The organism is Brevibacterium sp. S111 (genome assembly GCF_004745075.1).
GTDB lineage: Bacteria > Actinomycetota > Actinomycetes > Actinomycetales > Brevibacteriaceae > Brevibacterium.
The window spans coordinates 215,842-227,992 of record NZ_RHFH01000005.1; the positions used below are offsets into that span (position 1 = coordinate 215,842).

The following is a 12,151-nucleotide window of genomic DNA, read 5'->3' on the forward strand; positions in this document are numbered from 1 at the left end:
AGATGAGCACCGTCAACTCTGCCGATTCACACACCGAAACCCAGTACGGAGACAGCGATTTCGTCGTGGTGGCCAACCGCCTTCCGGTTGATCGCGACCCCGAGGACGAAAGCCGAGGATGGCGCACCTCACCTGGGGGTTTGGTCACAGCGGTGGCTCCCGTGATGAAGGCCCAGGAGGGTGCGTGGATCGGGTGGACCGGGGTGCCGGATCAGGATTTCGACTCCTTCACCATTGATGGCATGCACCTGACCCCGGTGACCCTGACAAGTGAGGATGTCCGCAGGTATTACGAAGGGTTTTCCAACGCGACTCTGTGGCCGCTCTACCACGATGTCATCGTCCCGCCCGAGTTCCACCGCACATGGTGGGATGCGTATGTGCGGGTCAACGAGCGCTTCGCGCAGAAGGTCGCCGAGGTGGCTGCGGAGTCCGCGACCGTGTGGATCCATGACTATCAGCTCCAGCTCGTTCCGCTCATGGTTCGTCGTATGCGCCCCGATGTGGCCATCGGCTTCTTCAACCACATTCCGTTCCCGCCCTATGAGCTCTTCGCCCAGCTGCCGTGGCGGGACGAGATCCTGCGGGGCCTCCTCGGCGCGGATCTCGTCGGGTTCCAGCGTCCGGCGGATGCGGCGAACTTCCGCCGTGCGGTCCGTGGTCGGCTGAACTTCACGACGAAAGCCTCGACGGTCCTCGTGCCCGAGGGCGAATCCTTGGCCGCGCATGTCGTCCGCGCCGAAGCGTTCCCGATCTCGATCGACACCCCGTATCTCGAGCAGCTCGCCGAGGATCCCGACATCGTCGAACGGGCCCGGCAGATCCGCGAGGACGTCGGGAATCCGAAGGTCGTCATGCTCGGTGTCGACCGGATGGACTACACGAAGGGCATCCGGCACCGGCTCAAGGCCTATGGTGAGCTCATTGCCGAAGGCCGACTCAACGTCGAGGATGTCGTGCTCATCCAGATCGCGACCCCGTCGCGGGAGCGGCTCGAGCAGTACAAGATCATCCGGCATGACGTCGAGCTCGCGGTCGGGCGGATCAACGGAGAACAGGCCGATGTCGGATCGATTCCCGTCCGCTACCTCCACCATTCCTATCCGCGCGATGAGATGACCGCGTTCTTCCTCGCCGCCGATGTCATGCTCGTGACCGCTCTGCGCGATGGGATGAACCTCGTCGCCAAGGAGTACGTGGCGTGCCGGAAGAACGATGACGGGGCGCTCGTGCTCTCCGAGTTCACGGGCGCGGCCGAGCAGCTCAAGGGGGCGGTGATGGTCAACCCGCACGACATCGGCAACCTCAAGGCCGGAATCCTCGAAGCCGTGGAGATGGATGAGAAGACGCGCACGCGGCGGATGCGGCAGATGCGGCGGAAGGTCGATACGGACACCGTGAGTCTGTGGTCGAAGAACTTCCTCGCCGAGCTCGACCACATCAAACACAATCCCGAGGCCATCGTCCCCGACCGTCCCGTGGTGCAGAAGAGCCGGACCGCTCCCCCACCGGATACTCCGGCAGCGCCGTCGGATCGTGCGCAGCGGCCCGAGGACGCCGACTGGGTCTCCGAGATCTCCACCGCCCGCTAGAAGACACCTGGTGAGAATGGAAACGACAGTGCCCTCCCCTGCCCTGATGACCCCCGCCGAGGTGGATCTGCGTGAGCTCGTCAGCGCCGATTCGCTGCTCCTCGCCCTGGATTTCGACGGGGTGCTCGCTCCTCTGCAGGATGATCCGGAGACATCCCGGATGGTGCCGGCTTCGGCCGCGGCCATCGCCGAGCTGGCCCGGCTGCCGCACACTCGGGTGGCCTTGGTCTCCGGCCGTGACATCGCGACCCTGCAGCGGCTGACGCAGGTGCCGGAAGCGGTGTGGATGATCGGCTCCCACGGCGCCGAAGCCGATTTCGGTGCGGGTTCCGAACTCGGCGCGGGTGCTCATCTCGACGTCGAGGCTGATGTCGGCGCGGGTTCAGCGCTCACTCGGTCCCCCGAGCTCACACCGCACGAGCAGGAGATGCTCGCGGCCATCGACGCGCACATCGCTGCCTTCGAACACGCCCTGCCCGAGGCGGGAGGCTTTTCCGATGTCCTCGTCGAGCGCAAACCCTATTCGCGCACGGTGCACACGCGCGGTGTCGCCCCCGAGGTCGCGGCGGCCCTGCACGAGCACGCCACCGAGGTCGCTGAGGAGTTCCCGGCCATCCGCGTCATCGAAGGCCACGACATCACCGAACTCGCGGTGAAGCAGGCGACGAAGGGCGACGGCATCCGGCTGCTCGCCCGCGCCGGGGCACCGAGTGCGATGGGCTACCTCGGCGATGATGTCACCGACGAAGACGCCTTCGCCGCCCTCGGCGAGCTCACGGCTCCCTCCTCGTCGCCTGCAGGCGCGGGCGAAGCTCAAGCGGACTCGGCACAGCCCGCCCTCGACGCCGGCCTGACCCTCAAGGTCGGGACCGCCGCGACCGCGGCCACCTGGCGGATCGCCGATCCCGCGGCCGTCGCCGAACTCCTCGGCCGCCTCGCTCGGGAACGTGCCGAGCACCTCGGTGCCGGTCGCCACTGAACTGGACTCACCGACCCAGGGTTCGAACCGCGGTCGGGCACGGCCGCCTCGGCGAGGGGCGGGTCCGATTCCGTCCGCCTGGGCGTCAGCGGCGCTGCGGGGGAACCGCGCTGGCGCGGAGCACAAGGTCGGGGTCGACCGTGTAGTCGACGTGCACGCGCTTCTCACCGGCGGCGATCATCGTCCGGATCTCATCGATCGCCGACTGCGCCACGGTCGTCCAGTCATAGACGACCTGCGACAGCGGGGGCTGAACGACGTCGGCGTCGGGAACGTCGCCGACCGTGAGCAGCGACAGGTCCCGGGGGACGTCGAGCTTGAGTCGCTGCGCGGCCTCGAGCAGACCGAACGACAGCGAGGGAGCGCAGGCGATGACGGCCGTGCAGCGCAGGTCGAGGAGCTCATCGGCGGCGGCGACTCCGGCCATGGCACCGCCGGCGGCCTCGACGACGGGGGCCTGATCGCGGGTCGCGGGGATGTGGAGGATGCCGGCCATCGCCTTGCGGAATCCGGCGATGCGGGCCGGTGCCGCGGAGTCGCGCAGCACCGCCAGTCCGATGCGGCGGTGTCCGAGGTGGACGAGGTGAGCCACGGCGGTGTCGATGCCGCCGGTGGCGTCGAGGTAGATGCGAGAGATCCCGTCGTCGTGGCGGGCGTTCGAGATGCGAATGAGCGGCAGTCCGCGTTCGCCGAGCATCCCGGCGAGCGCTCCGGCCGCACCTCCGCCGACGACGATGGCGCCGGAGACCCTCGGACCGCCTTGGTCATCGCCGAGGATCGTATCGGCCAGAGCCGCATTGCGTTCGGCGATCGCCTCGACGTGGACGACGGCGATGCGCAGGGCGAACATCCGGTTCGTCAGGATCTCTGCCAGCCGTGAATAGGGATCGACGTTGCCGGCGGAGACGGCAGGTTTGATGAGCGCGATGAGCGGCTCCCCGGTCCCGGCTCCCGCCGGCTGAGGACGTCCGATGTGCTGGGTCTCGGGACTGTGACCGGCGGCTCCGAGGATGGCCAGCGCCTGCTGCACCTTCGCCAGCGAGGCGGCTGAGACCGAGTCGGGGTCACGCAGGGCTCGGGAAGCGGTGGCCTTCGAGACTCCCGCGGCGCCGGCGATCTCGGAGAGGCGGACGTGCCGGTGTTCGGGCTGCGGCTGGCCCGGGTGGTGGCCGGTCATTGTCTGGCCGCCGTCGTCGAGGTGCGGGCGATGAGTCGCGGGCGGAAGACCGGAGGCACCGTCGGCAGTCCGGTCGGTGTGATGCGCAGGGTGTTGAGAGTCGCGGCGATCAGCGCATTCGACAGACCTTCGACGTCGAGACCGAGAACCGTGGCAGGAGGGCCGGTGAATTTCATCGTCGGGGAGTCGCCGAAGCCGACGACAGACATGTCCCGCGGCACCTGCAGATGCCGGTTGCGCAGTCCGTGCAGTGCCCCGTGCAGCTGCAGAGCGGATTGGACGATGACGGCGGTGCAGGTCGCATCCTTGAGTTCGAGGACGGCCCGGGATCCGCCGGAGAACGACTTCGGCACGCGGGCGATCCAGTCCTCGAGGTCGAGCCCGAGGTTCCTCGCCGGGTGCTCGGCACGGAAGCGGCGGATGAGCTGCACGGCGAGTTCGCCGCTGTCGTTGCAGATCAGCCCGATCCTCCGGTGCCCGATCGCTCGCAGATGTTCGAACGCCGTCGTCATCCCACCGCCGAGGTCGAGGCGGGCGGCGATGATATCGGCACTGCCGCGCCCGGACTCACTGCTGGGCTCACCGCCGGGGTCGTCGCCACCGGCTGCGGACTGTTCGTCGACCCGGATGCAGGGGATCTCGGTATGCAGACTCGTCAGGGTCGGGGTCACGAGAGCCACGGCACCGGCATCGATCGCCATTCGCAGCGGCTCCGGATCGGTCTCGACCAACGGGCGGGTGACGAGCAGATCATGATCCTGCAGGGCCTTGGCCACCCGGGTGCAGACCTGGACCTGCCAATGTTCGGGATTGCCCGGAGCGCTCACCGCCACAAGCCGCCTCGGCGCGTCATGGAGCAGGGTCGAACGCGAGTATCCGAGCTCGTTCATCGCTTCGAGGACCTTCGTCCGCGTCGCCGCGGCAACGGCATCGCGCCTGCCGAGGACGCGAGAGACCGTGGCCAGGGACACTCCCGCCCGGGCGGCGACCTCCTCCAGCGTGACCTTCATACCTTGCAGTCTACTTTCGGCCGATGTCTGCATCTGTGCACTGTGGTCGTGCTGAGAATCACTCTACGCTTTGTCGAATAGACTGAGCACCCGACCGATCCACCCCGTAGGATAAGGGTGACTGAGCATCCCCGCCAGGTCACCGACGACCAGCTGCTCACCGATTTACCCAAAGGAGGACGTATGTCAACGGTGTCGTTGAATGGCCTCAGTCATATCTACGAGAACACGACGTCCGAATCCGTACACCCCTTCAACCTCTTCGTCGACACCGGCGAATTCCTCGTCCTCTACGGTCCTTCCGGGTCGGGCAAATCGACGATCCTGAGGATGCTCCACGGGCTCGAGACCCCGAAGACGGGCACCATCCTCATCGACGGCGTCGACATCACCCATGCCGCCGTCAACGACCGCGACGTGACCCTGGCCCTGGAGAGCTACGCCCTCTACCCACACATGAGCGTGCGCGACAACCTCGGCTTCGCCCTCCGGGTCGACGGACTGCCGGCCGAGGAGATCACAGACCGCGTCGAAACCGTGATGGACAAGATCGGCCTCACCGAGATCCTCGATTCCGTCCCCGGCGACCTCACCCAGCTGCAGCGGCAGACCGTGGCCCTGGCCCGGGCCGTCGTGCGCCGCCCGAAGGTGCTCATCATGGACGAGCCCGTGGTCAACCTCGTCCCCGAACAGCAGTCCGAGACGCTGGCGCTCATCAAGGAACTGCAGCAGGAATTCGGTCTGACCACCATCTACGCCACCTCCGACCTCGAGGACGCGAAGATCCTCGGCGACCGGATCGCCTTCCTCGACCACGGTCGGCTCATCGGGGTGGAGACACCGGAACTCGCCGAGGCGATCGCGGCGTCGATCTCCGACACGGACTCCTGAACCGTGGCGGGCACCCCGACTCCCGGTGACTCCGCGGCCGGGACCGCCGCCGCGATCGCCCGTCCCCCTGCGCCGCAGATCCACACGATCCGGGATTCCAACCATGCCCAGCTGGCCGAACTGCCCTGGCACCTGCCCTTGGCCGACTGGCCGGAGACCCTGCTCGGCGGTCTGCCCCGCGGCATCTCCCGTCATGTCGTGCGCTATGTCGAGATCGGCGACGAGGTGCTCGCGATCAAGGAGACCGAGGACAAGCAGGCGGTGCGCGAATTCGACATCCTCGGTGCGCTCGGCAACCTCGATGTCCCTCTCGTCGAACCTCGCGCCGTCGTCACCGGCCGCACCACCGCGTCCGGCCAGAAGCTCAACGGCGCACTCATCACCGCGTACCTCGAGTTCTCCCTGCCCTACCGCGCCCTCTTCTCCCGGGACCTCGCCCGGGACACCGGCGATCGCCTCGTCGACGCCCTGGCCGTGCTGCTGGCCCGCCTCCACCTGGTCGGCTTCTTCTGGGGTGATGTGTCCCTGTCGAACACGCTCTTCCGCCGCGACGCCGACGCCTATGCCGCCTATGTCGTCGACGCCGAGACCGGGGAGCTGCACGATCAGCTCTCCGACGGGCAGCGGAACATGGACCTGCGGATCGCGCGGATGAATATCGCCGGAGACTTCCTCGATCTTCAGGCCGCGGGCCTCGTCGCCCCGGAGACCGACCCGCTGGCGGCCAGCGAACGCCTGTGCGAGTCCTACAACGCCCTGTGGGCGGAGCTGACCCGGGTCGAGGAGTTCAGCGTCAACGAACGCTGGCGGATCGACGAACGCATCCGCCGACTCAATGCCCTCGGCTTCGACCTCGGCGAGCTGACCGTGACGACCGATATCGACGGCATCAGCCTGCTCGTCGAACCGAAGATCGTCGAACCCAACCACCACTCTCGGCGTCTGCTGCGCCTGACGGGCATCGGCGCCAACGAGAACCAGGCCCGCGCGATGCTCAACGACCTCGATTCCTTCCGCTCCGCCCCGGAGATCGCCGAGGTCGACGAACTCGACGAATCCCAAGCCGCCCGTCGGTGGCTCGACGAGGTCTACAAACCGCTCATCCAGGCGATCCCGCAGAACCTCACCCGCAAGCTCGAGCCCGGTCAGATCTTCTACGAATTCGCCGAACACCGCCGCACCATGGCCCGCGCCCGCCAACGCGACATCCCGACGATGGAAGCCATCGCGTACTTCATCGTCGACTACCTGGCGAACCTGCCCGACGAGATCCGCTACGTCGACAGCAAGAAGTTCTGAACACGCGCCGTTCCACAAGGTGAAACGACGAGGGCGGGGCCGCCTCAGCGGGCATACCTTGGAATTCGACGGAGGCGACGATGACGTCCCTCTCGCACCGATTCCGCCCTGGAAGGACCCCGATGACCACGAACGAGCCGATGACCACGAACGAGACCAACCCGTCGATCACCTCCCTGTTCGACCTCAGCGGACGCACAGCCGTCGTCGTCGGGGCCGGATCCGGGCTGGGCCAGGCCAGCGCCATCGGCCTCGCCGATGCCGGTGCCCACGTCATCGCCGCCGATCTCAACCTCGCCGGCGCCGAGGACACCGCCGCGCTCATCTCCGCCCGCGGTGTCGGATCCGCTGAGGCCCGCGCCGTGGACATCACGGACACGGACTCCGTCGAATCTCTCGTCGCCGACCACGCCGATGCCCAGGCCCTCGTCGTCACCCCGGGGGCGAACGTGCGCAAACGCCTCACAGCGACCAGCGATGACGAGTTCGATCGGGTCATCGACATCAACCTCAAGGGCACGTACCGGCTGCTGCGCGGGTTCGGTCGGGAGATGGCGACCCGCGGTCGCGGCTCGATCGTCACCTACGCCTCGTTCCGGGCACTGGCCATCGAACCCGGACAGGGGCTCTACGCCGCGGCGAAGGCCGGTGTCGTGCAGCTGACGAAGACTCTCGCAAGCGAGCTCGGCGGGCAGGGTGTGCGCGTGAACGCGGTGCTGCCCGGACCCTTCGACACCCCGCTCACCCAGCAGATCAAGGCCGACGAGAGGTGGTGGGGCGCCTACGCGGACAAGACCGCACTGGGCCGGTGGGGACGCCTGCACGAAATCGCCGGGCCCGTCGTGTTCCTCGCCTCGGACGCCTCGAGCTACGTCACCGGCCATTCGCAGCTCGTCGACGGCGGGTGGATGGCACAGGACGGACGGTTCACCCCCGACGTCTGAGATCTCGCCCGTCGGGCTCGACGTCTGAGATCTCGCCGGTCGGGTTCGGCAAGCGTGGTTCCCGATCGTCGGGCTCGACGTCTGAGATCTCGCCGGTCGGGTTCGGCAAGCGTGGTTCCCGATCGTCGGGCTCGCGGTGTGAGATCCGCGACGATTCATGCCGCCGATGCCCGTGATCGCGGGGCTCCCACCCGAAGAGTCATGTATTTTTATGCAAAACTATGTATATGACCGTTTCGCCTGATCCATCCACCCCGCCGACGCCCACCCCCACCGGGGTGCTGCGGCAGCTGGGACGACGCAAATCGATCAGCGCCATGACCGCAGAAGCGCAGGCCGCAGCGGAGTCCGGTGAGTCCGGTGGTCTGCGTCGGACCTTCGGCGTCTTCCAGCTGACGATGATCAGCGTCGGCGCCACCTTGGGCACGGGAATCCTCGTCATCCTCGGCGAGGCCGTTCCCGTTGCGGGTCCCGCCGTCTGGCTGGCCTTCGTCCTCGCAGGACTCACGGCGCTGCTCTCGGCAGTCAGCTATGCCGAGATGGCGGGCATGGTTCCGGTGTCGGGATCGAGCTACTCGTACTCCTACGCCACCCTCGGCGAGGGTGTGGCCTGGGTCTGCGGCTGGTGTCTCGTGCTCGAATACGCGGTCTCCGTGGCCGCGGTCGCCGTCGGAGCCGCCGACTACGTCAATGAGACCCTGCGCGTCTTCGGTCTCGAGCTGCCGGCTGCGCTGACCACAGGACCCGGTCTGGCGGACAATCCCGGCGGGGTCATCAACGTCTCCGCGCTCGTCGTCGTGGCTCTGGCGACCGTGCTGCTCATGCGCGGTGCCCGAGAGTCCGGCATCGTCAACACGATCCTCGTCTTCGTCAAGCTCGGCATCCTCGTGTTCTTCGCCATCGTCGCCTTCACCGCTTTCAAGGCCGGCAACTTCGCTCCGATGCTGCCGATGGGCGCCGCCGGTGTCACCGCGGCCGCCTCGAGCGTGTTCTTCTCCTATATCGGCTTCGACGCCGCCTCGACAGCCGGTGAGGAGGCGAAGAACCCTCGGCGTGACCTGCCGCGGGCGATCATCTTCTCGATGCTCATCGTCACCTCGATGTACGTCCTCGTCGCCGTCACCGCGATCGGCGCCCGTCACTGGCAGTGGTTCGAGTCCGCACACGCCCCGCTGGTCCAGATCGTCGAAGAGATCACCGGGTCGAACATCGCCGTGCTCGTCTTCGCCGTGGCCGCGGTGCTCGCGATCTTCTCCGTGGTCATCACGGTCCTCTACGGGCAGTCGCGGATCCTGCTGACGATGTCCCGCGACGGAATGGTGCCGAAGATCTTCAGCCGCGTCTCCCAGCGCACCGGCACTCCCCTGGTCGGCACGCTCATCATCGGCGGACTCGTGGCGCTCACCGCGGCGTTCATCCCCCTCGGCGAACTCGCCGACGCCACGAGCATCGGCACGCTCTTCGCGTTCTGCCTCGTCAATCTCGCCGTCATCTACCTGCGCTTCAAGCGCCCCGATCTCGACCGGTCGTTCAAGGTCCCCTTCGGCCCGGTCGTGCCGGCGCTGGGTGCGCTGGCGTGTGCGTTCCTCATGGTCAACCTCGGCGGTCGGACCTGGATCGTCTTCGGCGTCTGGATGGCCGTCGGTGCGCTGGTCTACTTCACCTACAGTCGCCGCCATTCCGTCGTCGGGCAGCTGTCCGAGACCAGCTATCGCACCACCGTAAACTCCTAATTGCTACCCGACGGCGGCCCAGCAACCTCGCGCGAGGTTGCTGGGCCGCCGTCGGGTAGCAATGGGGAGGGTCAGGGGCGGCGGGAGCGGGCCACCTCGTAGAGGGAGACGGCCGCGGCGATGCCGGCGTTGAGCGACTCGGTGGTCGCGGCGATCGGGATCGACACGATCTGGTCGCACTTCTCCGAGATCAGACGCGAGAGCCCCTTGCCTTCGGAGCCGACGATGATGCACAGCGGGTCCCTGGTGAAAGTCAGCTCCGGCAGCTCGACGTCGCCGTCCATGTCGAGGCCGACGACGAAAACGCCTCGCTTCTTCAGCTCATCGATGGCCCGGGCGAGATTGACGACCTGGGCGACGCGGATCCGCGCGGCGGCTCCGGCCGAGGTCTTCCATGCCGCGGCCGTCATCGAGGCGGCGCGACGTTCGGGGATGATCACTCCGTGCCCGCCGAAGGCCGCGGTCGAACGCACGATCGCACCGAGGTTGCGCGGATCGGTCACGCCGTCCAGAGCCACCAGCAGCGGAGTCTCGGCGCGATCGGCCGCGTAGTCGAGCAGATCGGAGGGATCGGCGTAGTCATACGGCGGCACCTGCAGGGCGATGCCCTGGTGGATCGCGTCATCGGTGAGCCGGTCGAGATCGGGCTTGCTCGCCTCGAGCATCGAGATCCCCCGCTGTGTGGCCAGGGTGATGGCCTCACGGACCCGGTCATCGGAGTCGATGCGCCCGGACACGTACATCGCGGTGGCCGGAACGCCTTCACGCAGCGCTTCGAGCACCGAGTTGCGCCCCGCGACCATGTTCGGCCCGAGCTCCTTCTTCTTCCGCTTCGCCTGCGCCGAGGCGTTCGCGGACTTCCGGTGCTGCGCGGCCTTGTGTGCCTTGTGGTAGACGCGATCCTCGGCCTTGGGCGTCGGCCCTCTGCCGCGCAGGCTGCGCTTGTTCTTACCGCCCGACCCCTTGGTCGGACCCTTCTTCGAACCGCCGGAGCGGGGTGTGGAAGCCATGTGATTCCTATCGGATGCGTTGGGAGTCACGGGCCTGCGCCCATGACCGAAGTTCGTGGTCCTCAGCCCTCGCCGAGGTGGTAGCGGTAACCGTCGGCCGTGTCCTCGATGATGACGCCGGCCGCGGCGAGTTCGTCGCGGATGCCGTCCGCGGTGGCATAGTCCTTTGCCGCCTTCGCCTCGGCCCTCTTCTGCGCCATGGCGGCGACGAGGGAGTCAAGCGCGGATTCGGCCTTCGCATCGGCCGCAGATGCGGTCCATGCCTCGGCGCTGGGATTGACGCCGAGGATGTCGAGCATGAGTTCGACCTCAGCGACGACCGTCGCCAGACCCTCACAATCACCTCCGGCATCGAGAAGCTTCGCCCCCTCGGTGACGGTCGCGAAGACCACAGACAGGGCTCTGGGCACACCGAGGTCGTCATCGAGGGCCGCGGCGAACTCGACGGGAACGTCGACGCTGCGTCCGGCGTAGCCGTCGGTGACGTCCGGCAGCGCGGGGGCCTGCGCGCCGAGCGTCTGGCGGGCACGCTGGAGGAAGTTCTGCAGACGCTCGAGCGAAGCCGCCGAGCGTTCCATCGCCGTGGTCGAGAAGTCGAGGATCGACCGGTAACCAGCTCCCGTGAGGAAGTAGCGCACGGCCAACGGGCTGAAGCGTTCGAACAGATCGGAGGCGAAGACCGAGTTGCCCAGGGACTTCGACATCTTGTCCCCGCCGACGTTGAGCAGGCCCGAATGCATCCAGATGTTCGCGAAGCCGTCACCGGCCGCCCGCGACTGAGCGAGTTCGTTCTCATGGTGCGGGAAGCGCAGGTCGAGTCCGCCGCCGTGGATGTCGAAGTTCGACCCCAGGTACTTCGTCGACATGGCCGAGCATTCGATGTGCCAGCCCGGACGCCCCCGGCCCCAGGGTGAGGGCCAGGAGGCGGTGATCGGCTCGGATTCCTTGTGCGCCTTCCACAGTGCGAAGTCCCGGGCGTCCTTCTTCCCCCGCAGCTCGGCGCCCTCGGACAGCTCCATGTCCTCGAGCTTCTGGTTGGTCAGGGCACCGTATTCGCTCCACGAGGCGGCGTCGAAGTAGACATCGGCACTGCCGTCGAGTGCGGGGTAGGCATGACCGGCCTCGATGAGTCGGGAGATGAGTTCGATCATCTCGGTGATGTGCCCGGTCGCACGCGGTTCGCTGCTCGGCGGGAGCACGTCGAGTGCGTCGTAGGCGGCGGTGAAGGCCCGCTCGTACTTGAAAGCGTGAGCGAACCACTCACGACCCTCTTCGGTCGACTTCGAGAGGATCTTGTCGTCGATGTCGGTGACGTTGCGGACCATCGTCACCCGGTAGCCGCTGTAGAGCAGCCAGCGACGCAGGGTGTCGAACACCGCTGCAGACCTCAGGTGCCCGATGTGCGGTTCGCCCTGCACCGTGGCGCCGCAGACGTAGATCCCCACCTGACCGTCGCGGACGGGGCGCAGTTCTTCAGTCGTGCGGCTGGCAGTGTTGTAGAGCGAGATAGTCACGC

10 protein-coding genes are annotated in these 12,151 nt (G+C 67.3%); 6 read left to right on the forward strand and 4 right to left on the reverse strand.

Translation table 11 applies throughout. The features are described 5' to 3' along the window. The first annotated feature begins 2 nt into the window (after nucleotides 1-2). Together EB836_RS07910 and EB836_RS07915 are read left to right on the forward strand one after the other, a co-directional pair. Nucleotides 3-1,592: a trehalose-6-phosphate synthase gene (locus EB836_RS07910; RefSeq protein WP_135539187.1), complete on the forward strand. Its 1,590-nt coding sequence runs from the start codon at nucleotides 3-5 to the stop codon at nucleotides 1,590-1,592. 16 nt (nucleotides 1,593-1,608) lie between these two features. Beyond that, entirely contained in the window at nucleotides 1,609-2,571 is a 963-nt protein-coding gene (locus tag EB836_RS07915; protein WP_167854396.1) for a trehalose-phosphatase, read from the forward strand. Nucleotides 2,572-2,656: 85 nt separating this feature from the next. Here the strand turns inward: EB836_RS07915 and EB836_RS07920 are convergent, their stop codons facing one another. Together EB836_RS07920 and EB836_RS07925 are read right to left on the reverse strand one after the other, a co-directional pair. Continuing rightward, entirely contained in the window at nucleotides 2,657-3,748 is a 1,092-nt protein-coding gene (locus tag EB836_RS07920; RefSeq protein ID WP_135539190.1) for a LacI family DNA-binding transcriptional regulator, read from the reverse strand. Beyond that, the gene (locus EB836_RS07925) at nucleotides 3,745-4,758 is read right to left on the reverse strand and encodes a LacI family DNA-binding transcriptional regulator (protein WP_135539192.1); all 1,014 of its coding nucleotides are present in this window, start codon (nucleotides 4,756-4,758) and stop codon (nucleotides 3,745-3,747) included. Before EB836_RS07925 ends, EB836_RS07920 begins: the two co-directional genes overlap by 4 nt. Before the next feature lie 117 nt (nucleotides 4,759-4,875). Between EB836_RS07925 and EB836_RS07930 the strand changes: the two genes are divergently transcribed. The 4 genes from EB836_RS07930 to EB836_RS07945 all read left to right on the forward strand — a co-directional run bounded on the left by EB836_RS07930 (nucleotide 4,876) and on the right by EB836_RS07945 (nucleotide 9,625). Continuing rightward, a complete protein-coding gene (locus EB836_RS07930) occupies nucleotides 4,876-5,649 on the forward strand; it encodes an ABC transporter ATP-binding protein (RefSeq protein WP_135539194.1) in 774 nt (257 codons plus the stop codon). A gap of 3 nt (nucleotides 5,650-5,652) precedes the next feature. Continuing rightward, on the forward strand, nucleotides 5,653-6,948 hold the full coding sequence (locus EB836_RS07935; RefSeq protein WP_240689706.1) for a DUF4032 domain-containing protein: 1,296 nt from the start codon (nucleotides 5,653-5,655) through the stop codon (nucleotides 6,946-6,948). Nucleotides 6,949-7,070: 122 nt separating this feature from the next. Further along, complete coding sequence (locus EB836_RS07940; RefSeq protein WP_240689708.1) at nucleotides 7,071-7,892, forward strand: SDR family NAD(P)-dependent oxidoreductase; 822 nt, start codon at nucleotides 7,071-7,073, stop codon at nucleotides 7,890-7,892. 227 nt (nucleotides 7,893-8,119) lie between these two features. Next, nucleotides 8,120-9,625 carry an amino acid permease gene (locus EB836_RS07945; RefSeq protein ID WP_135539196.1) on the forward strand — a complete coding sequence of 502 codons (1,506 nt, stop codon included), beginning with the start codon at nucleotides 8,120-8,122 and terminating at the stop codon, nucleotides 9,623-9,625. Nucleotides 9,626-9,696: 71 nt separating this feature from the next. Here the strand turns inward: EB836_RS07945 and rlmB are convergent, their stop codons facing one another. Together rlmB and cysS are read right to left on the reverse strand one after the other, a co-directional pair. After that, nucleotides 9,697-10,635, reverse strand: coding sequence for a 23S rRNA (guanosine(2251)-2'-O)-methyltransferase RlmB (gene rlmB / locus EB836_RS07950; RefSeq protein WP_135539198.1), 939 nt, complete (start codon nucleotides 10,633-10,635; stop codon nucleotides 9,697-9,699). A gap of 62 nt (nucleotides 10,636-10,697) precedes the next feature. Continuing rightward, the gene (gene cysS / locus EB836_RS07955) at nucleotides 10,698-12,149 is read right to left on the reverse strand and encodes a cysteine--tRNA ligase (RefSeq protein ID WP_135539200.1); all 1,452 of its coding nucleotides are present in this window, start codon (nucleotides 12,147-12,149) and stop codon (nucleotides 10,698-10,700) included. Nucleotides 12,150-12,151 lie beyond the last annotated feature (2 nt).